The sequence below is a fragment of the Afipia birgiae 34632 genome (assembly GCF_000308295.2).
GTDB lineage: Bacteria > Pseudomonadota > Alphaproteobacteria > Rhizobiales > Xanthobacteraceae > Afipia > Afipia birgiae.
In genome coordinates, this window is sequence record NZ_HG326653.1 from 56085 (window position 1) to 77025 (window position 20941).

Annotated in this window: 21 protein-coding genes, 1 other RNA gene and 1 pseudogene; 12 read left to right on the top strand and 11 right to left on the bottom strand. The window is 62.4% G+C overall.

The features are described from left to right. Positions 1-102: 102 nt before the first annotated feature. From dapD to BN32_RS14170, 4 genes are read left to right on the top strand one after another with little or no spacing between them, the layout of a single operon-like run. Positions 103-948 (top strand): 2,3,4,5-tetrahydropyridine-2,6-dicarboxylate N-succinyltransferase, encoded by an 846-nt coding sequence (gene dapD / locus BN32_RS14155; protein WP_019199685.1) that lies wholly within the window; start codon positions 103-105, stop codon positions 946-948. Positions 949-982: 34 nt separating this feature from the next. Next, complete coding sequence (gene dapE / locus BN32_RS14160; protein ID WP_019199684.1) at positions 983-2140, top strand: succinyl-diaminopimelate desuccinylase; 1158 nt, start codon at positions 983-985, stop codon at positions 2138-2140. A gap of 10 nt (positions 2141-2150) precedes the next feature. Next, complete coding sequence (locus BN32_RS14165) at positions 2151-2708, top strand: phosphorylase family protein (protein WP_019199683.1); 558 nt, start codon at positions 2151-2153, stop codon at positions 2706-2708. A gap of 12 nt (positions 2709-2720) precedes the next feature. After that, positions 2721-3101 (top strand): RidA family protein, encoded by a 381-nt coding sequence (locus tag BN32_RS14170; RefSeq protein ID WP_019199682.1) that lies wholly within the window; start codon positions 2721-2723, stop codon positions 3099-3101. A gap of 4 nt (positions 3102-3105) precedes the next feature. On the opposite strand, the gene truA is transcribed toward BN32_RS14170, so the two are convergent. The 3 genes from truA to def are packed head-to-tail and all read right to left on the bottom strand — an operon-like array spanning position 3106 to position 5304. After that, positions 3106-3843, bottom strand: a complete 738-nt coding sequence (gene truA, locus BN32_RS14175) for a tRNA pseudouridine(38-40) synthase TruA (protein WP_019199681.1) — start codon at positions 3841-3843, stop codon at positions 3106-3108. Continuing rightward, a complete protein-coding gene (gene fmt / locus BN32_RS14180; protein WP_019199680.1) occupies positions 3843-4775 on the bottom strand; it encodes a methionyl-tRNA formyltransferase in 933 nt (310 codons plus the stop codon). Before fmt ends, truA begins: the two co-directional genes overlap by 1 nt. Positions 4776-4788: 13 nt before the next feature. Continuing rightward, the gene (gene def / locus BN32_RS14185; RefSeq protein WP_019199679.1) at positions 4789-5304 is read right to left on the bottom strand and encodes a peptide deformylase; all 516 of its coding nucleotides are present in this window, start codon (positions 5302-5304) and stop codon (positions 4789-4791) included. 172 nt (positions 5305-5476) lie between these two features. Here def and BN32_RS14190 point away from each other — a divergent pair, with 172 nt between their 5' ends. Together BN32_RS14190 and BN32_RS14195 are read left to right on the top strand one after the other, a co-directional pair. Continuing rightward, positions 5477-6691 (top strand): DNA recombination protein RmuC, encoded by a 1215-nt coding sequence (locus tag BN32_RS14190; RefSeq protein WP_019199678.1) that lies wholly within the window; start codon positions 5477-5479, stop codon positions 6689-6691. Between the two features lie 231 nt (positions 6692-6922). Then, positions 6923-8296 carry an AmpG family muropeptide MFS transporter gene (locus tag BN32_RS14195; protein ID WP_019199677.1) on the top strand — a complete coding sequence of 458 codons (1374 nt, stop codon included), beginning with the start codon at positions 6923-6925 and terminating at the stop codon, positions 8294-8296. Here BN32_RS14195 and BN32_RS14200 read toward each other — a convergent pair. From BN32_RS14200 to ffs, 5 genes and pseudogenes are all read right to left on the bottom strand, one after another. After that, positions 8293-8703 (bottom strand): hypothetical protein, encoded by a 411-nt coding sequence (locus BN32_RS14200; protein ID WP_019199676.1) that lies wholly within the window; start codon positions 8701-8703, stop codon positions 8293-8295. The genes BN32_RS14195 and BN32_RS14200 overlap by 4 nt on opposite strands. Positions 8704-8739: 36 nt before the next feature. After that, on the bottom strand, positions 8740-9345 hold the full coding sequence (recR, locus tag BN32_RS14205; RefSeq protein ID WP_019199675.1) for a recombination mediator RecR: 606 nt from the start codon (positions 9343-9345) through the stop codon (positions 8740-8742). 36 nt (positions 9346-9381) lie between these two features. Further along, positions 9382-9708: pseudogene (locus tag BN32_RS14210) on the bottom strand (YbaB/EbfC family nucleoid-associated protein); the annotation flags it as partial. Positions 9709-9725: 17 nt separating this feature from the next. After that, complete coding sequence (locus BN32_RS14215; protein WP_019199673.1) at positions 9726-11597, bottom strand: DNA polymerase III subunit gamma/tau; 1872 nt, start codon at positions 11595-11597, stop codon at positions 9726-9728. A 66-nt stretch (positions 11598-11663) separates the two neighbouring features. Then, positions 11664-11760, bottom strand: an RNA gene (gene ffs, locus BN32_RS26230) — signal recognition particle sRNA small type. A gap of 387 nt (positions 11761-12147) precedes the next feature. On the opposite strand from ffs, the gene BN32_RS14220 reads away from it, so the two are divergent. From BN32_RS14220 to BN32_RS25625, 5 genes are all read left to right on the top strand, one after another. After that, on the top strand, positions 12148-12567 hold the full coding sequence (locus BN32_RS14220) for an HIT domain-containing protein (RefSeq protein ID WP_019199672.1): 420 nt from the start codon (positions 12148-12150) through the stop codon (positions 12565-12567). 5 nt (positions 12568-12572) lie between these two features. Then, complete coding sequence (gene nudC, locus BN32_RS14225; RefSeq protein ID WP_019199671.1) at positions 12573-13514, top strand: NAD(+) diphosphatase; 942 nt, start codon at positions 12573-12575, stop codon at positions 13512-13514. A gap of 86 nt (positions 13515-13600) precedes the next feature. Continuing rightward, complete coding sequence (locus BN32_RS14230; RefSeq protein WP_019199670.1) at positions 13601-14551, top strand: sugar kinase; 951 nt, start codon at positions 13601-13603, stop codon at positions 14549-14551. 92 nt (positions 14552-14643) lie between these two features. Next, on the top strand, positions 14644-15153 hold the full coding sequence (locus BN32_RS14235; RefSeq protein WP_040426705.1) for an Lrp/AsnC family transcriptional regulator: 510 nt from the start codon (positions 14644-14646) through the stop codon (positions 15151-15153). Positions 15154-15469: 316 nt separating this feature from the next. Continuing rightward, positions 15470-16657, top strand: a complete 1188-nt coding sequence (locus BN32_RS25625) for a hypothetical protein (RefSeq protein WP_019199668.1) — start codon at positions 15470-15472, stop codon at positions 16655-16657. A 26-nt stretch (positions 16658-16683) separates the two neighbouring features. Here BN32_RS25625 and BN32_RS14245 read toward each other — a convergent pair whose 3' ends face one another. Then, positions 16684-18183 (bottom strand): phosphomannomutase/phosphoglucomutase, encoded by a 1500-nt coding sequence (locus BN32_RS14245; RefSeq protein ID WP_019199667.1) that lies wholly within the window; start codon positions 18181-18183, stop codon positions 16684-16686. Between the two features lie 310 nt (positions 18184-18493). Between BN32_RS14245 and BN32_RS14250 the strand changes: the two genes are divergently transcribed. Then, positions 18494-19096 carry a DUF938 domain-containing protein gene (locus BN32_RS14250; protein WP_019199666.1) on the top strand — a complete coding sequence of 201 codons (603 nt, stop codon included), beginning with the start codon at positions 18494-18496 and terminating at the stop codon, positions 19094-19096. A 110-nt stretch (positions 19097-19206) separates the two neighbouring features. On the opposite strand, the gene BN32_RS14255 is transcribed toward BN32_RS14250, so the two are convergent. Beyond that, positions 19207-19746, bottom strand: a complete 540-nt coding sequence (locus tag BN32_RS14255) for a TIGR02281 family clan AA aspartic protease (protein ID WP_019199665.1) — start codon at positions 19744-19746, stop codon at positions 19207-19209. Between the two features lie 161 nt (positions 19747-19907). Continuing rightward, on the bottom strand, positions 19908-20941 hold a 1034-nt coding region (locus tag BN32_RS14260), incomplete at its 5' end, for an ATP-dependent helicase C-terminal domain-containing protein (RefSeq protein ID WP_283805251.1).

Consider the following 20941-nt stretch of genomic DNA (forward strand, 5'->3'; position numbering starts at 1 on the left):
CAGCTTGACTCGATACCCGCAAAACCGACAAAAGACGTATGCAGATTGTCAACATACATACCGACAATCAACAAATCCGACCGCACTCCCCAAGGAACACCGATGTCTCTCTCCGCGCTTGAAACCACGCTGAATGCCGCCTTCGAGGCCCGCGACACCGTCAACGCCAACACCAAAGGCGAGGTGCGCGACGCCGTGGAGCTGGCGCTCAACCTGCTCGACAAGGGCGAGGCGCGGGTGGCGGAGCGGCAGGCCGACGGGAAATGGCACGTTAATCAGTGGCTGAAGAAGGCTGTGCTGCTGTCCTTCCGGCTCAATGACATGGCGCCGATCACCGGCGGTCCCGGCGGCGCGCAGTGGTGGGACAAGGTGCCGTCGAAGTTCGAAGACTGGGGCGAGAACCGTTTCCGCGACGCCGGCTTCCGCGCCGTGCCCGGCGCTATCGTGCGCCGCTCGGCCTATATCGCCAAGAACGTCGTGCTGATGCCGTCGTTCGTCAATCTCGGCGCCTATGTCGACGAAGCCACCATGATCGACACCTGGTCCACGGTCGGCTCCTGCGCCCAGATCGGCAAGCGCGTCCATATCTCGGGCGGCGTCGGCATCGGCGGCGTGCTCGAACCATTGCAGGCCGGTCCGGTCATCATCGAGGATGACTGCTTCATCGGCGCGCGCTCGGAAGTCGCCGAAGGCGTTATCGTGCGCAAGGGCGCGGTGCTGGCGATGGGCGTGTTCCTCGGCGCATCGACCAAGATCGTCGACCGAGAGACTGGCGAGACGTTCATCGGCGAAGTGCCGGAATATGCGGTGCTGGTGCCGGGCTCACTGCCGGGCAAGCCGCTGAAGAACGGTCAACCCGGTCCGAACACCGCCTGCGCCGTCATCGTCAAGCGCGTCGACGAGCGGACCCGCTCCAAGACCAGCATCAACGAACTGCTGCGGGACTGATGCTTCGGTCTCGCTCGCACACAAAGAAGGCCTGATGTCGACCGACGCCCTCTCCATCGCCCGCGATCTTCTGCGCTGTCCCTCCGTTACGCCAGCGGATGCCGGCGCACTCGGCGTGCTGGAGAATCTGCTGGGTGACGCCGGATTCGAGGTGAATCGCGTCACCTTCTCCGAGCCCGGCGCGGCCGACATCGATAATCTCTACGCGCGCATCGGCACCGGTTCGCCGCACATCACCTTCGCGGGTCACACCGACGTGGTGCCCGCAGGCGACGAGACAAGATGGACGCACGGCGCCTTCGCCGGCGACGTCAAGGACGGCATGCTGTACGGCCGCGGTGCTGTGGACATGAAGGGCGGCATCGCCTGCTCCGTCGCCGCCACGCTTGAATATCTCGCCGCGAACGGCGGCAAGCCGAATGGGTCAATCTCGTTCGTGATCACCGGCGACGAGGAAGACATCGCCGTCAATGGCACCGTCAAGCTGCTGAAATGGGCGGCGGAGCGCGGCGAAAAGTTCGATCATTGCCTGCTCGGTGAGCCCAGCAACGTCAACGAGATCGGCGACACCATCAAGGCCGGACGGCGCGGCTCGCAGTCCGGCACCATCATTGTCGATGGCGTGCAGGGCCATGTCGCCTATCCGCATCGCGCGTCCAATCCGGTGCCGGACATCGCGGCGATCATTGCTGCGCTCAGCGGCGATCCGCTGGACAAGGGCACCGAACACTTTCAGCCGTCAAATCTCGAGTTCACCTCGGTGGATGTCGGCAATCCGGCCTGGAACGTCATCCCGGCGCAGGCACGGGCGCGTTTCAACATCCGTTACAACGACTGTCATACCCGCGAGTCCCTGCGTGCGCTGATCGAGGAACGTGTGGCCAAGGCGAGCGGCAACCGCATCAAGGCGCATGTCGCATGGGAGCCGTCGAACGCCGACGTGTTCCGGACCAAGCCCGGCCCGTTCACCGATCTTGTGTCTGCGGCCATCGAAGACGTGACCGGCCGCAGGCCCGAGCTGAACACCGGCGGCGGCACCTCGGACGCGCGTTTCATCACGCACTACTGCCCGGTGCTGGAATTCGGCCTTGTCGGCCAGACCATGCACCAGATCGATGAACGTACGCCGGTCACCGATCTCGACAAGCTCACGAAAATCTATCGCGGCGTGCTGGATCGTTATTTCGCATGAGTGCTGAAACATGAGCGGCCACGTTGTCATCCTCACCGCCATCGATACTGAGCTGAACAAGGCGCGCGCGCCGGAAGGCGCCGAGGTGATCTACACCGGAGTCGGCAAGGTCAATGCAGCGAGCATCGCGACGCTGGCGGTGATGGCGCTGCAACCGAAACTCATCGTCAACTACGGCACCGCCGGCAAGATCGCCCATATCCATAATGGTCTTGTAGAGGTCGCACATACTGTTCAGCGTGACATGGCGGCGATGCCGCTGGCGCCGCGCGGACGTACTCCGTTTTCACCGGAGATCGACCGGCTGTCGTCCGGTCATGGCACCGTCGTCTGCGGCACCGGCGACAGTTTCGTTACATCAATCGATCCCTGGCTGGTCGAGAACAACATCGACATCGTCGACATGGAGCTGTTCGCCATCGCGCATGTCTGCCAGCGCCACGGCGTGCCGTGGCGGGCGTTCAAGTTCATCACTGATGCCGCCGATGAAAACGCCGCCGACCACTGGAACGAAAACGTCGCCAACGGCGAGGATTTGTTCTGGGATGTGATGAAGACATTATCCTAACGGGGAATGCCCATGCAGCGCCGCAACGTCAACGCCGCCAACGCTCCGCAACCTTTCGGCTACGCGCAGGTCTGCGAGATCAGCGGCGCCCAGCGTCTCGCCTTCGTCAGCGGACAGATTCCGCAGACCGTGGACGGCACCGTGCCGGACACATTCGAGGCGCAGTGCCGGCTGATCTGGGCCAATATCGAAAGCCAGCTCAAGGCGGTCGACATGACCCTCGCCGATGTCATCAAGGTCACGGTGTTTCTGTCGGACCGCAAATACGCTCTTGAGAATCGCACCGTTCGCCAGAGCGTTCTCGGCACCCTCGCCCCAGCCATGACGGTGATCATTGCCGGCATTTTCGACAGCAAGTGGCTGCTGGAAATCGAAGCCACCGCGGCGGCTTAAGCGCTCAGTATTCGACGCGCACCAGGTAAAGTCCGTCCGGCGGCGCGACGGGGCCACACGCAGCCCGATCGCGGGCCTCAAGCGCGCGCCGCATGTCCTCGGCGGTCCAGCGCCCGTGACCGACCCACACCAGCGAACCGACCATCGAACGCACCTGGCTGTGCAGGAATGACCGCGCCGACGTGATGATGTTCACATCATTGCCGTCGCGCGTCACGTCGAGCGCATCGAGCGTCTTCTCCGGTGACTTCGCCTGACATTCGGTATCGCGGAACGTCGTGAAGTCGTGTTTGCCGACCAGCACCTGGGCCGCTTCCTGCATGGCATCGACATTCAGCGGCCGCGCCACGCGCCACGCATGCCCGACCTTGAGCGCGAGATTGGCCCGGTGGTTGACGATGCGGTAGATATAGTGACGCTTGGTCGCGGAGAACCGCGCATCGAACGTCTCCGGCACGATCTCCGCCGACAGTACGCCGATCGGATTTGGCCGCAGATGCGCATTGAGCGCATCGCGTACGCGATCCGCCTTGTAGTCTTTCACAAGATCGATATGCGCGACCTGTCCGAGCGCATGGACGCCAGCGTCCGTGCGGCCCGCGCCGTTGACCCGCACGTCATCGCCGGTCATCGCTTTAACAGCAGCCTCCAGTGCGCCCTGCACCGATGGCCCATTGTCCTGATACTGCCAGCCGCAGTAGGGCGTGCCGTCATACTCGATGATGAGCTTGTAGCGGGGCATCAGCTCACACGCAGCGGCGGCTTGAGCGGCGTACCGTTCAGGAAGGCATCAGCCTTCATCAGCGGCTTTCCGGCGCGCTGCAATTCCAGAATCCGGATTGCACCATCTCCGCAGGCAATGGTGAGCTTGTCGTCCAGCAGATCGCCCGGCGCGCCCGAGCCCTTGGCCAACTCACAGCGCAGCACCTTGATGCGCACCGGCTCGCCGTCGATGACGATCTCGAACCATGCACCGGGAAACGGCGACAGGCCGTGGATATGCCGCAGCACCTCGCGCGCGGATTTGGCCCAGTCGATCCGCGCCTCGGCCTTGTCGATCTTTGCGGCGTAAGTGACGCCCTGCTCACTTTGCTTGGTCAGTTGCAGGCCGCCGCGCGACAGCCCGCCCATTGCGCGCACCATCAGGTCTGCGCCCAGCGGCGCCAGCGCGTCGTGCAGATCGCTTGCCGTCATCGTGTCGGTGATCGGCAGGCGCTCCGCCATCGCGACGTCGCCGGTATCGAGTCCGACATCCATCTTCATCACCATGACGCCGGACTCGTCATCGCCTGCCATGATGGCGCGGTTGATCGGCGCGGCGCCGCGCCAGCGCGGCAACAACGACGCATGCAGATTGAAACAGCCGAGTGGCACGGCTTCGAGAATGTTCTGCGGCAGGATCATGCCATAGGCCACAACAACGGCCGCATCGGCATTGTGAGAACGAAACTCCGCTTCGGCTTCGGGCGTCCTCAGAGTCTTCGGCGTCAGCACCGGAATGCCCAGTTGGCGCGCGGCCTGCTCCACCGGTGTCGCCTGCAGCTTCATGCCGCGCCCCGCCGGCTTCGGCGCACGCGTATACACCGCCGCGATCTCGTGACCGTGGTCCGCGAGCGTCAGCAGCGTCGGCACCGCGAAGTCCGGCGTACCCATGAAGATCAGACGAAGCGGCATCAAAAGCTCCGGCCTATTTCGCCGCGAGCTTGGCGGCCTTGGTGAACTTCTTCATCACACGGTCGCGCTTGAGCTTGGAGAGATAATCCACGAACAGCACGCCGTTGAGATGATCGATCTCGTGCTGGATGCAGGTAGCATAAAGCCCCTCGGCGTCCTCTTCGTGGATCTTGCCGTCGATGTCCATGAAGCGCACGCGCACCCGCGCCGGCCGCTCGACCTCTTCGTAGTATTCCGGGATCGAGAGACAGCCCTCTTCGTAGACCGAGAGCTCTTCGGACGACGACAAGATTTCGGGATTGATGAAGACGCGCGGTTCCTTTTCCCCCTCCTTCTTGGAAAGGTCCATGGTGATCAGCCGCAGCGGCACCGCGACCTGGATCGCGGCCAGGCCGATGCCCGGCGCATCATACATGGTTTCGAACATGTCGTCGGCGAGCGCCCGGATCTCCGGCGTGATCTTTTCAACGGGCTTTGAGATCAGCCGCAGTTGCTTGTCGGGAAGGATGATGATGTCGCGATTGGCCATGGGCGCGATGTAATGGGAGCGCTCGCCGCGGTCAAACCCGTTGTGGCGTCAGACGCTTGACCCGAAGCGAATGCCGTTAATCGACGATTAACCATGAAAATCAAGGAGTTGTTAACCATAATACGTTCCCTATTCGTTCGCATTTCGCCACGAATCGCGCTACAAAGGCGGCATGAACGAGATCCTTTTCATGGCCGGCGATGTGCCGGTTCGCGTGGGCGCCGCCCTGATCGCATTCGGCGCGCTGGCGCTGCTGTTGCTGCTGGCTATCGCCATCGTCATCGCCCGCTCTGGCCGCAAGGGTGCGGAGGCCGCCATGGCGCAGGCGGTACGCGCCGACGAACTGGAGGAAAGGCTCGCCGAAGTCCTGCGCATGCAGAACGAATCCACCGGCCGTGTCGCGGAAATGGGTCAGGCGCTGGTGGGACGTCAGGCGGAAATGTCGCGCGCCGTCAACGAACGGCTGGATTCGGTGACCCACAAGGTCGGCCAGTCCATGGAACAGACCACGCGCAGCACGATGGACAGTCTCCGCGTCCTGCACGAACGCCTCGGCATCATCGACAACGCCCACAAGAATCTTACCGACCTCACCTCGCAGGTCACGACCCTGCGCGACGTGCTCGCCAACAAGCAGTCGCGCGGCGCATTCGGGCAGGCGCGTATGGAAGCCATCGTGCAGGACGGCATGCCGAAGGGCTCCTTCGCATTCCAGCACACGCTGTCCAACAACAAGCGGCCGGATTGCGTGATATTCCTGCCCGACCAGCGGCCGCTGTGCGTCGATGCGAAATTTCCGCTTGAAGCCGTGACCGCCCTGCGCGATGCGCGCAGCGACGACGAGAAGAAATACGCCACGCAGCGGCTGCGGCAGGACGTGATGAAGCACGTCACCGACATCGCCGACAAATATCTCATTCCGGGCGAAACGCAGGACACCGCCCTGATGTTCGTGCCGTCGGAGTCGGTTTATGCGGAAATTCACGACGGCTTCGACGACGTGATCCAGAAGGCCTATCGCGCACGGATCGTGCTGGTGTCGCCGTCGCTGCTGATGCTGGCGATCCAGGTGATGCAGCAGATCCTGAAGGACGCGCGGATGCGCGACGCCGCCGACCTGATCCGCACCGAAGTCATGCACATGTCGGACGATCTCGGACGGCTGCGTGAGCGTGTGCTCAAGCTGCAGAAAGATTTCGGCAATGTGAACGAGGACGTGCGGCAGATCCTGATTTCCGCGGACAAGATCGAAAAGCGCGCCGGCCGCATCAAGGAACTGGATTTCAGCAAGGGCAGCGAGCCGACTGACGCGCCGCGTGTCGTTGCGTCCGGCGGCACCGATCTGTTCCCGGCCCATCCGCTCCGCAAGCTGCAGGCGGGGGAATAATTTCGTCTGCGATCGCCCGCGACACCCACCACATATGCGATGTCGTCCCCTTGAAGGCGGGATACATCACGCGCTTTCCTCACCTCTCCCCGCGTGCGGGAAGAGGTCGACGCCTGAGCGCAGCGAAAGCGTCGGGTGAGGGGCTTCTTCGTGATCTCGCCCCTCACCCCGACCCTCTCCCCGTAAGAACGGGGAGAGGGAGAAGCGGCCCGAATCTGCTAACACCCCTGCATGACAGCACCTGAAGCCGCCCAAATGACCCCTGCTCCCCGCGCCTCGTGGCGTGAGGCGCTGGCCGTTTATCTGCAAAAGCGCGTGCTCATCGTGCTGTTTCTCGGCTTCTCGTCGGGGCTGCCGCTGGCGCTGTCCGGCTCGACGCTGCTGGTATGGATGCGCGAATCCGGTGTCGATCTCGGCACCATCGGCCTGTTCGCCCTGGTCGGCACGCCCTACACACTGAAATTTCTCTGGGCGCCGCTGGTGGACGCGCTGCATGTGCCGCTGCTGACGCGCCTCCTTGGACGGCGACGCGGCTGGCTGGTGTTCGCGCAACTGTTGCTGATCGGAGCGATCCTGCTGCTGGCGCTGACCGACCCGGCGCGCTCGCCGTTCTATGTCGCCCTCGGCGCATTGCTGGTCGCCGCCGCCTCGGCGACGCAAGACATTGTGGTCGATGCTTTCCGTGTCGAGAGCCTGCCCGAGAGAGAGCAGGCTGCCGGCATGGCGTCCTATGTCGCGGCCTATCGCGTCGGGATGCTGATCTCGACCGCCGGCGCGCTGTTTCTGGTCAGCGGATTTGAGGCCACCGGCCTGACCAAATCCATCGCCTGGATGTGGGGCTACATCGCAATGGCCGCGATGGTGCTGATCGGAATGATCGCAGCCCTCGTCGCCACCGAACCCGAACAGTCGCGCCGCGCCGAGGAAGCCACCAGCGGCGAGAGCGCGATCACCCGCGTTATCGCTGCGGCCGTCGGCGCCTTCACCGAATTCCTGACCCGGAAAGACGTCTGGGCGGTTCTCGCGTTTGTCATTCTCTACAAGTTCACGGATTCATTTTCCGGCACCATGACGGCGCCGTTCGTGATCGATCTCGGCTTCACCCGCAACGATTACGCCGCCATCGTCAAAGGCGTCGGGCTCGCCGCGACACTGATCGGCGGATTCGCCGGAGGCTTTCTCGCGCGCGCGTGGTCGCTGGAAGCATGTCTCTGGACCGGAGGCGTGCTTCAGGCGGTCTCGAACCTTGCCTTTGCATGGCTGGCTTTTGTCGGGCTGAACCAGTGGGCGCTGGCGCTGGCGATCACGGTGGAGAATTTCACCGGTGCGATCGGTACGGTGATTTTCGTCGCTTATCTGTCGTCGCTGTGCCAGAGCCCGCTGCACACCGCGACCCAGTATGCGCTGCTCACCGCGTTCGCGGCGATCGGCCGGACCTATCTCTCGGCAGGCGCCGGCTATGTGGCGCAGGCCACCGGCTGGCCGGCGTTCTTTGTGCTCAGCGTGCTGGTTGCGGTGCCGAGCCTGATCCTGCTGGCGTGGCTGCAACGGCGCGGACATTTCGAGACATTGGGACGGCGCAACGCCGATCCCACCGCCGTCTAGTGCTTGGTCACAACGCTCCACTTGGTGACGATGGCGTCGCTCAACTGCCCGGCGGCCTGCGCACAGGCCATCTCGTTGGCCTTCAGCGCAATGCTCTTGCCGATATACGGTTTTAGCGCCGCCGCCTCGGCGTCGCTGTTGGTCACGATCTGAAACGTCTCGGGACCGGTTTCCAGGTTGCACTGGCCGGTCGGCCCCGGCAGCCGCCGTGGCTCGCTTTTCAACTGATACGTAATGACGCGCTTCTTCTTCGGCCCGGAGCGCATCGCGGTCAGTTCGCCCGACAACACTTCGCCGGTGTTGATCGGCTTGGCCTTCTGCTGCGCGAACGCACTTGAGGACATCAGGACAGCAAGGCAACCCGCGACAAGCATTGCGGACACATTCGCGAACAGGCGGAGAATCATGCGGCTTCCATTTTGTGAATTCAGTTTCAGAGTGGATCAGAACAGCGTCCGCTGCCGCATGGCAGCCGACAGGGTCCCTTCGTCGAGATAGTCAAGCTCGCCACCGACCGGCACGCCGTGCGCCAGCCGTGTGACCTTGACGTTGGCATCCTGCAACAGGTCGGTGATGTAGTGCGCGGTGGTCTGGCCATCGACTGTTGCGTTGAGCGCGAGGATGATTTCGGTGACCCGGGGGTCGAGCGCGCGCTGGACCAGCGCGTCGATGGTCAGATCCTGCGGACCGACGCCATCGAGCGGCGACAGCGTTGCGCCGAGCACGTGATAAAAACCATTTGTGGCATGAGCGCGTTCGAGCGCCCAAAGATCAGCGACATCCGCCACCACCACGATGATCGAGGGATCGCGCCGGGTGTCGGTGCAGACCGTGCAGGGATTCTGCGTATCGATATTGCCGCAGGTGTTGCAGACCTGAATCTTCTCAATCGCGACTTGCAGAGCCGACGAGAGCGGGGTCATCAGCGCTTCGCGTTTCTTGATCAGATGCAGTGCCGCGCGCCGCGCCGAGCGCGGGCCAAGTCCCGGCAGCCGCGCCAGCAGCTGGATCAGGCGTTCGATTTCGGGACCGGCGACGGATGATACCATCAGAGCATTTTCACATTGAGAAGACGCATCACGTCTCTAGCCGAGGCCCAGTCCCGGCGGCAGGCCGAGGCCGCCGGTCAGCGTCTGCATCTTTTCCTGCATGGCGGCTTCGGCCTTGCGGCGCGCATCGTTATGCGCCGTCACCAGCAGGTCCTCGAGAATTTCACGCTCCTCCGCTTTAACCAGCGACGGATCGATCTTCACGGCCTTCACTTCGCCCTTCGCTGTCATACGCACGCTGACGAGCCCGCCGCCGGAGGTGCCTTCAACCTCGACGGTTTCAAGTTCGTCCTGCAGCGCCTTCATCTTGGACTGGAGCTGCGCCGCCTGTTTCATCATGCCGAGAAAATCAGCCATGAACGGTCCTTTATCGAATTGAGTTAGAGATCGTCGTCTTCTTCGGCCGCAGCGACGGGTCCGGAATCATCCGCGCCCGTACCGGCATCCGGCGCAATGCGCCGTACGTCGATCACCTGCGTGCCCGGAAATTTCGCCATGACCGCCTGCACGCGCGGGTCGGCATGAACGCCGTCGGTGAGCTTCTCCTTCGCCGCCTGTGCTTGCGCGCGCAACGTCGGCTGGCCGGGTTCATTGGACACGATTACGGTCCAGCGCCGTCCGGTCCACTGTTCGAGCTTGCGCGACAGTTCATTAACAACGGAGCGCGCGGCGCTGCGTTCCAAAGAGACTTCGAGCCTGCCGTCTTCGATGCGCACCAGCCGCATATCGGCTTCCAGGGCGGACTTGATCTGCAGATCACGTTTTTCGCCTGCGATCGCCACGATCTCAGCGAACGTCGTCAGCCGCAGCACCGGCGCAGCTTCCACCGTAACGGGCGCGGGCGCAGGTGCGCTCATCTGTGGACGCGGCGAAATATCGAGCGCGGGTCGCGGACTGGACGCCACCGCGCGCAACTGCGAACCGTCATCGCCACCTGACGACAGCGTCGCGGACGGGCCTCGTGGCGCGGCATTGCCGACACCATTACCGCCGAGCGCGGGCGGCGCGCCACCGCTGGCATCGATCATCTTGATCGCTTCGTCCGGCGTCGGCAGATCGGACACATAGGCGATGCGCACCAGCACCATTTCGGCAGCGGCCTGCGGCCGGGTCGCCGCCTGCACCTCGGCGATGCCCTTGAGCAGCATCTGCCACATCCGCGACAGCACGCGCATCGAAAGCTTGGCCGCGAAATCACGGCCGCGTGTGCGTTCCGTTTCGCCCAGCGCCAGATTGTCCGCCGTCGACGGCACGACCTTCACGCGCGTGACGAAGTTCACGAACTCGGCGAGATCGCTGAGAACCACCACCGGATCGGCGCCAGTATCGTACTGATCACGGAATTCCTTGAACGCGGCGGCGATGTCTCCGCTCGCCAGCGACTGAAACAGATCGATCACGCGGGTGCGATCCGCGAGGCCCAGCATCTGCCGCACGTCCTCGGCTCGTACCATGCCCGCCGCATGCGCGATCGCCTGATCGAACAGCGACAGCGAATCGCGCACCGAGCCTTCCGCGGCCCGCGCGATCAATCCCAGTGCCTCCGGTTCGGTCTTGACGCCTTCCTTGTCCGCGATGCTCGCCAGATGCGCCATCAGCACATCGGATTCGACGCGTCTGAGATCGAAGCGCTGGCAGCGCGACAGCACCGTGACCGGCACCTTGCGGATTTCGGTGGTGGCGAACACGAATTTGGCGTGCTCGGGCGGTTCTTCCAGAGTCTTCAGGAAGGCGTTGAACGCCTTCTCCGAGAGCATGTGGACTTCGTCGATGATGTAGACCTTGTAGCGCGCGCTGGAGGGCGCATAGCGCACGCCGTCGGTGATCTGCCGCACGTCGTCGATGCCGGTATGCGACGCTGCGTCCATTTCGAGAATGTCGATGTGCCGGCTTTCCATGATCGCCTGGCAATGCACGCCCATCTTCGGCATGTGGATGGTCGGCCCTTTGACCGAGCCATCCGGCAATTCGTAATTCAGCGCGCGGGCGAGAATGCGCGCGGTCGTGGTCTTGCCGACGCCGCGCACGCCGGTGAGAATCCAGGCCTGCGGAACGCGTCCCGCCTCGAACGAATTCGAGATGGTGCGGACCATGGCTTCCTGGCCGATCAGATCCTCGAATGTGCCGGGACGGTATTTGCGCGCGAGGACGCGATAGCCGGACCCCGAAGCCGTCGAGGAGGCTGGCGCTCCGCCGAGTTCGAAACCCGGCTGATCGTCCGCAGTCGCGCCGGCAATGTCAGCATCGGTCATCAATCGATCCGCGATTGAGCACGCCGGGCGCGCGTTGCGCCGCTGCGGACGCACGAAAAAAGAGAGGTAGGAGACTGACGAGCGACCCGATCCGGACCTCGTTAGGGCTGCTTCCTTCCGGACCTGACCCGGTTGGCGAGTGGCTCGTCCACCGCCAATCTCCCGGTCCCTATTTGGGGCCAAAAGCGCCGGAAAGCAAGCGCGCGGCGGCACTTCGCACCACGTTGTTTCGGCTTGCGAAATCGGCCGTTTTCAGGACGGATCGTTCTCAGCAGGCATCCATCCGCCCCGATTCCGCAAGGGCATGGATGCCCCGCGCATAACCGGGCATGACAGGTGTTGTTCACGGCCCCGCTCTCTGCAAAATTGCCGGAACCGCTAGTGTCCCGTATCCGACGTTCGCTTTATTGTCCGGCACCTCCCGAGCGAACGTCGAATACGAAGAACACTAGCAAGTTATGATTCCAGTGATCCTTTGGTTCTGACATTCGTACAAGGGCCCGCGAAGGATTCGATACGAATGTCAGAACCGGATCACTAGGGAAATCACATGTCCGCCTCTGCCTGGTCGCTTCATTCAACCCTCGAAAAAGACACCATCAACATCGGCGACCTGCCGCTGTCGCGGGTGCTCGTCATCAAGGATGCGAACTATCCATGGCTGCTGCTGGTGCCGCGCCGCGCCAACGCCATCGAGATCATCGACCTGGATGAGGTGGAACAGGCCCAACTGATGACCGAGATCAACCGCGTCGCGCGCGTGCTGAAAGAGGTTACCAAGCCCGACAAGATGAACATCGCGGCGCTGGGCAATGTCGTTCCGCAGTTGCACGTTCATATCATTGCACGCCGGACCTCGGACGCCGCCTGGCCGCGGCCGGTCTGGGGCGTGGCGCCACCACTGGCCCACGATCCGCAGGAAGTTGAGACATTCATCGCGGCGCTTCGCCGCAAGATCTGGCTGAGCTGAAATCAATGACAACAAAAAATGATCCCTTTCCGCTCGGACAGCCGGGCTTCGTATCTCATCCGATCGACCGCGCGGCGCATGTCCGCACCGACGCCGAAAGACTGTTCGCGCTGGAAACCCACCGCAACGCGCGGGCCTATGTGGTCCATCGCGATTCGCTGGTGGTGACACAGGGCGCCGATGGTCCCCGCGCCCTGCTGACTTTGGAAGAGGCACACAAGTTCGGCGCCAATCCCGGCACCATCTTTCTCGGCCTGCACGAGGGCGCCGCGATTTTCGGCATGGGCATCAGCGCCGCCGCCGCCGAGGACCTGATGGGCCGTGAGGACGTTGGCGTGGAAAATCTGCGTGCAGTCGCGGCGAGCGGCGCAATTCCGGCGCGCGAACTCTCCACCATCGCGATGGCAAAATCGCTGGTGAGCTGGCATCAGCGCCACGGCTTCTGCGCCAATTGCGGCGCGCGCTCGGCCATGGCGGACGGCGGCTGGAAGCGCGTGTGTCCCACCTGCAAGACCGAGCATTTTCCGCGCACCGATCCCGTCGTGATCATGCTGGTAACGGCGGGCGACAAGTGCCTGATGGGACGCCAGTCGCAATTTCCACCGACCATGTGGTCATGCCTTGCCGGATTCGTCGAAGCGGCGGAAACCATCGAGCAGGCCGTCCAGCGCGAAATCCTCGAAGAGGCCGGCATCCATTGCACCGATGTGCACTATTACATGACGCAGCCATGGCCTTATCCCTCATCGCTGATGATCGGCTGCACCGCGCGCGCCACAACGACCGACATCGTTGTCGACAAGACCGAGCTTGAAGATGCACGCTGGTTCAGCCGTGACGAAGCCGTGGCGATGCTTGCAAGGAACCATCCCGAGGGAATGACAGGCCCTCATCCGGTCGCAATCGCACATCACCTTCTGGCGAACTGGATCGCACAAACAGCGTGAGTCCTGACGGTTCCCTTGAACGGGAACCGCATCGCGTGTCATCGATTGTCTTGATTACAGGCCATGTCGGACGAGGCGCAGTGTCAGTGAATATCCACAATCAAGCACGCAACACATCACCACGCATCATCTGCATCGGCATGCCGGTGCGCGATCTGATTTTTCGCGTGCCGGAAGTTCCCGCACGCGGCCAGAAGGAATATGCCAGCGAGTTCGTTGAGGTCGCGGGCGGTAATTCACCCAACGCCGCGATTTCGATCTCGCGTCTCGGCGGCCGTGTTCTGCTCACAGGACCGATCGGCGGTGCGTTGGCCGCGAGCAATGCCATCATCGAGGATCAATTCAGGAGTGAAGGCATCGACACCAGCGGCCTTGTGGTCGTCGATGATGTGGTGACGCCGATCTCCAGCGTCCTGATCGATCCGAGCGGCGAGCGCACCATCGCCACTTTCCGCGATCCGAAACTGTGGACCGTGGCGCTGCCACCCTCGGACACTCTCCTCGCCGACTGCCACGCCATTCTGATCGAAAGCCGCTGTGCGGAGTTCGGGACCGATGTGTGCGCAGAAGCGAAACGCCGCGGCATTCCCGTCGTCATCGACGGCGACCGGATGATGTCGATGCGCGAAGGGCTGTTGCAGGTCGCCTCGCACATCGTCTTTTCAGCGGACGCGTTGCACGCTACCGCCGGCGAAAGCGACGACGTGACCGCCCTGCGCAAGATCGCACAGGTGACCCCGGCATTGCTCGGCGTCACCTCGGGCGCCAAGGGCGTGATATGGCTCGACCAGCAAGGCCAACCCCGACAGATGCCGGCGTTTCCGGTTCACACCGTCGATACGCTGGGCGCGGGCGACGCATTCCACGGCGCGTTCGCCCTCGCGATCGCCGAAGGCCAGCCGCTGGAACAAGCCATGCGATTCGCCTCGGCGACAGCCGCCCTCAAATGCACCCGCTTCGGCGGCGCCTTTGGCTCTCCACAACGCGTTGAAGTCGATGCCCTTTTGGCCGCCAGCACGGTCACCCTCCCCGCATAGAGGCTCTCTAAAGCCGCAAATCCGAGCTTGTCATAGAAAGATTTTCTATATATGAGGTGTGTAGACCTCATATGTGGAAGAAAGTTCTTCTAATGTCTGACGCTGCTGTAGCAATTGTTGACGCTCCGCGCCGCCTTGACGCGATCGATCGCAAAATTCTGACTGTGCTCCAGGACGACGCCTCGCTGTCGGTGGCCGAAATCGGCGACCGGGTCGGGCTCTCCTCGACGCCGTGCTGGAAGCGCATCCAGCGCATGGAAGCCGAGGGCATCATCCTGCGCCGCGTGGCACTGGTCGATCAGAACAAGATCGGCCTCGGGATCTCGGTGTTCGTGTCGGTGGAAAGCGGCGATCACTCCGACGCCTGGCTGAAGAAATTCGCCGACGCTGTCAGCGCCATGCCCGAGGTGATGGAGTTCTATCGCATGGCGGGCGATGTCGATTACATGCTGCGCGTGGTCGTCGCCGACATGCAGAGCTACGACATCTTCTACAAGAAACTCATCAGTGCGGTCGCGCTGAAGAACGTCACTTCACGCTTTGCGATGGAAAAGATCAAGTCGGTGACGGCGCTGCCGGTGCCGGCAATCAGCGCGGCGTAAACACCCTAGCAAAAACCAATCTGTAACAGGCCGCTTACCCGGCCTGTTACTTAGAGCACCTGTGCCTGCGCGCCCTGCGGCGCAGCACTCTGTTGGCGAAAGGAAGCCGCGGCTTCTTAACCTTGCCTGCCTTCGGCTGCAGATTCATGAACTTACGCCAGCCATTGGCTACCAATTACTTGATGTATCTCAAAGCGATGGATAGCATTCGGTATTGCCCAAGGCGACCGGAAGCGCCAAAGCGGGCGCCGTTCTCCTTCGCCGTGAATTAAATCGTGGCCCATCACGGGCGCCGCGCAAATGACCGGTCGACCTGATGGACGATATATCAAAAAGGTCTGACGCCGAGACGGCCGACGATCCGATCGCCATGGCGGTGGATTTTGCGCTGGTCCTCTCGCGCATGGTGAACTCGGTCAAAGACGATCCGGTCCAGTTGCGCGCCGTTATCTACGAACTCGCACGCGCCAAGCTCGCCGGACAACTGGTCTCCGCCGCCAGTCCCGGTGAGCGCAGGCAAATGAGACACGCACTCGAAACAGCAATCCAGGGTGTCGAAGAGTTTTCAGCACGGAAGGATTCAATCCTCGCGCAGAAACTACAGGCCCCAATTGGTGCCGGGCAACTGCCATCTCCCGCACTGTTCTCACTGGCGGACGCCGGCGCAGAACATGGCATGACCCGAGCATCGACCCCGCTTCTTGGATCGTCGAACGAACCGGAATCCACGCCCGGCATAATCGAACGCAGAACCCGCTCAACGGGCATGCTGCTGCGGGCTGGTATCTTGCTGACCGTGATGGTTGCCGTCCTGATCGCCGCCCTCTACTCAAAAAATGCGACGTTCAATCTGGCGAATTTGTCGTCTCTTAAATGGCAGATCGGTCAGCTTCCCGATCAGGCTCCCGCAAAAAATGCAATCGCCAAGTCTGCGCAGCCGGCTGCAGCTCCGACTGCCGTTGTAGCGACACCGATCAATCCGCTCCTGCCGGCATCCTTTGGTACTTATGCCTTGGCGGAGGAGAAATTGTTCAGCCTTGAGGCATTGCCGGGACGCGCTCCTGACCGCAGGGTTGCGATATCCGGTGAAATCAGAAAGCCCCCGTCCACGATACTTCCCAACGGCCGCGCGAGCTTCATCGTATTTCGCAGGGAGACCGCGGGCAGCACGCCGGACAGCGCTGAAGTTCGCGTGGTCGCACGCATCGTGCGAGCGATGTCGTTTGAAGACGGGAAACCGAAGCTCAGCAACGCGGAAGAGGCCTGGGTGATCCGCAACGTAGCGTTCCCCTATAAGGTTGCACCCGTCAGGGATAATCCGGACATGTACGAAATCCGGCCCGAAGATCCAAACTTCATTCTCGAAGCTGGGCGCTACGCACTTGTCGTCAAAGGCATCGCTTATGATTTCAGCGTGGCTGGACCGATCATCGGTACCAACCAGTGCCTCGAACAGATTCGGGCCGCAAACGGCATTTTCTACTCGGAATGCAGAAAGCCCTGAAGCAACCGCGACCGGCGCTTTGCGCGTCAGATCTTCTGATTGTATTCGCCGACTTCCGGATGGGTGCGCAGCACCGAATCCATCGCCTCGAACATGTCGCGCATGCGCTGCTCCGAGACCGGGCTCTCGACCACAACCACAAGCTCCGGCTTGTTGCTCGAAGCGCGCACCAGACCCCAGCTGCCATCCTCGCAGGTGACGCGCACGCCGTTGACCGTGACCAGATCGCGGATCGGCTGACCGGCGACCTTGGCGCCCTTCGCCTCCAGATCCTCGAAGTGCTTCACCACCTGCGTGACGATGCCATATTTGGTCTCGTCGGAGCAGTGCGGTGACATGGTGGGCGACGACCAGGTCTTCGGCAGCGCGTCCTTGAGGTCCGCCATGGTCTTGCCCGGCGCGTGGTCCAGCATCTCGCACACCGCAATCGCGGAAACGAGACCGTCGTCATAACCGCGGCCGACCGGCGCGTTGAAGAAGAAGTGCCCGGACTTCTCGAAACCGGCGAGCGCCTTCAACTCGTGGGTGCGGCGCTTCATGTAGGAATGGCCGGTCTTCCAGTAGGTCGTATGCGCGCCCTGCTTCTGCAGGACCGGATCGGTCACGAACAGGCCAGTCGATTTCACGTCGACCACGAACTGCGCGTTCTTGTGGATCGCGGACATATCCCGCGCCAGCATCACGCCGACCTTGTCGGCGAAGATTTCCTCGCCGGTGTTGTCGACCACGCCGCAGCGGTCGCCGTCGCCGTCGAACCCGAGGCCGACATCGGCCTTATGTTCGAGCACGGCATCGCGGATCGCGTGCAGCATTTCCATATCTTCAGGATTCGGATTGTACTTCGGGAAAGTATGATCAAGCTCCACGTCGAGCGGAATCACCTCGCAGCCGATCGCTTCCATCACCTTCGGCGCGAACGCGCCTGCGGTGCCGTTGCCGCAGGCGACCACCACCTTCAGCTTGCGCTTGAGTTTGGGGCGCTTGGTGAGATCGGCGATATAGCGCGCCGGAAAATTCTCGACGAAGTGATACGAGCCCGCGGGCTTGAGCTTGAAATCGGCATTGAGGACGATCTCCTTCAGCCGGGTCATCTCGTCCGGACCGAAAGTCAGCGGGCGGTTCGCGCCCATTTTCACGCCGGTCCAGCCGTTGTCGTTGTGCGAGGCGGTGACCATCGCGACGCAGGGCACGTCGAGTTCGAATTGCGCGAAGTACGCCATCGGCGTCACCGCAAGGCCGATGTCGTGAACCTTGCAACCTGATGCCAGCAGGCCCGAGATCAGCGCGTATTTGATCGAGGCGGAATAGCCGCGGAAATCGTGTGCGGTGACAATTTCCTGCTTCTGCCCCATCTCGGCGATCAGGGTGCCGAGACCCATGCCCAGCGCCTGAATCCCCATCAGGTTGATTTCTTTTCCGAACAGCCAGCGCGCGTCGTATTCGCGGAAACCCGTCGCCTTCACCATCGGCTCGGATTCATAGGCATAGGTGTTCGGAATCAGTTCGGGCTTCGGCTTCGGAAACATTCAGATGGCCTCGTGACAATGCGGGCGGACGATATCCAGCAGCTTTAGCGAATGCTTGGAACCGTGGAAAGGCGGGAGCCAAGCATTTACGAACGAATTACGGCATATTAGCGCCTGGTGGAGTTGGATTTGACATTCGCGACCCCACCCGCCGCAGCTTGCTTCGCGAATGTCAAATCCAAACTCCACCAGAAACTTATATTACTGGTGGTCCTTTGATTCCAACATTCGCAAAGCGCCTGCCGAAACGGGAGCCGAATGTTGGAATCGGACCACCAACCCGTACAGCTTTCATTCAGATCGGACGCGCATGATCGACCGCCGCCTTGAATATCCCGCCACCTTGCGCAACCGCGACGCCATTCTCGAGGTGCTGCGCGGCGTGCTGCCCTTATCCGGGCTCGTGCTTGAGATCGCCAGCGGCTCCGGTGAGCATGTCGTGCATTTTGCACGGGCCTTTCCGGGTTTGACGTTTCAGCCGTCCGACCCCGAAGACGCAGCGCTGCAAAGCATCGAGGCATGGACGCTGGACAGCGGCCTTTCCAACGTACGCCCGCCTGTGATGCTGGATGCATTGTCAAACCACTGGCCGGTGACGGCAGCCGACGCCATCCTCTGCATCAACATGATCCATATTTCCCCGTGGCAGGCGACCGAGGGCTTGATACGCGGCTGCGCGAAACTGCTGCGCGATGGCGCGCCGCTGTATCTGTACGGGCCTTACCGGCGAGCGGATGTGGTCACCGCGCCAAGCAACGAGGCGTTCGACGCAAGTCTCAAAGCGCGGAACGAAGAGTGGGGCTTGCGCGATCTGGAAGCTGTCGCGGAATTGGCGCGTACCGAGGGATTCTCAGCACCGGCGATCACCGAAATGCCGGCGAACAATCTGAGCGTGGTGTTCCGGCGGATGTAGTTGTCATTGCGAGCGCAAGCGAAGCAATCCAGAGCTGCGAGCATGGAAACTGGATTGCTTCGTCGCAAGCGCTCCTCGCAATGACGGCGATTCAATCGCAGAAATGCGAATTACTGCTCCATCACCAGCTTGCCGCCGGCAAACTCGTAGCGCCTGAGCTTTGACAGATACGACAGGCCGAGCAGGTTTTCCGACAGTGCTTCGTCGGGCAGCACCAGGGCATCGACGTCGCGCACCACAAGCCCGCCGATATCGACCATCGCAAGCCGCGTGCGCGCCGCCTTGATCGATCCGTTGGCCGTGGACACATTCGCGGTGTACTCGCTGGGCCGTGGCCGGACGCCGATCAGCGCCGCCGACGTTTCGTTCAGCGCGATGACTGATGCACCGGTATCGACCATGAAACCAAGCCGGCGGCCATCGACGCGGCCCTCGGTCTGGAAATGGCCGCGGCTGTCGCGCGAAACCGTAACGCTGCGAAGACCGGCATTTCCGGTGGTTTTCGGCTGCACCGACGCGAAGGCATTCATGGCCTTCGCCTTGTCGACGGAGTGGGCCTGCGCCTTCTCTGACGTCATCTGGTCCGCGACTTTCGCCATGGACGTGCCAAACACGATCAAAATGGCCGCCAGAATCATGATGCTACGCATAACGCATACACCTGTACTCACCGGTCCCGCGCAAAAGCTTACGGGAACCCCATCACGGCGGGCCGAAAGTTGACGGTCCGACATCAGCAAAGGCGGCTTTTTCCTAAATAAGGGTGAGGGAAGCGTTAAAATGCGTCTCTGGAATCCCGCCCAAGGCCACTTTACGTTCCGCGCGGCTTGACCCGCCGCGTCGGCTGCGCGGACGCGGGGTCCTCCGGCCACGGGTGACGCGGGTAACGCCCGCGCAGATCGGAGCGCACCGCGGCATAGGACCCGCGCCAGAAACCCGGCAGATCGCGCGTCACCTGCACCGGACGATGCGCGGGCGACAGCAACTCGAGCACCAGCGGAATCTTCCCCTTCGCGATCGACGGATGCACGTTGAGCCCGAACAGTTCCTGCAATCTGACAGCAATGGTCGGTCCCTGCTCGGCTTCATAGTCGATCGGGAGCGACGTCCCCGTCGGCGCCTCGAAATGCGTCGGCGCTTCGCGATCGAGCCGCGCGCGCATGTCCCACGGCAGCAGATTCATCAGCGCGTCGGACAGATCGCCCGCGGAAAAATTTGCAAGCGACGTTTTGTCGAACAGTGCGGGCACGAGCCAAACCCCACGCGTATCCGCCAGTGCGGTGTGGGAAAGATCAGGCCAGCCTTCAGGCGATGCCGCGCGCAGGAACATCACGCGGTCGCGCCATTGCTTCAGCGGCTTCGACCACGGCAACCGGTCCAGCCCCGCAGCGGCAAAGCCATCCGCCAGCACACGTGCGGTGTCCGCCGAGGGCGAGACCTGTAAAGTTTGCTCCGACAGTGTGATCGCGTGAAGCTTCTTCCTGCGCCGTGCGCGCAGCGCCATGGCGGATCGGTCGAACGTGATCTCGTCATCGGTCTGGATGTGATCGGCGAACTGCGCCTCGATCTCGGTCTGCGTGATCGGCGCCGCCAGCAGGATGCGTCCGTTCGCCGCCGTCCCGGTCAGTTCGGCGACCGCGATATACGGTGACTTCGCCAGCGCGGAGGTCTGCTCGACGCTCGCGCCGCGCCCGTTCGCCAGTACGAACGATCCATTGCCACGATTGCGCGCCACGCGATCCGGAAACGCCAGGGCCAGCATGAGGCCGGTGCCTAACTCCCCTCCCCCTTGCGGGGAGGGGTTGGGGGTGGGGGTATTCTTTCGCGCATTCGAAGATACAGAAC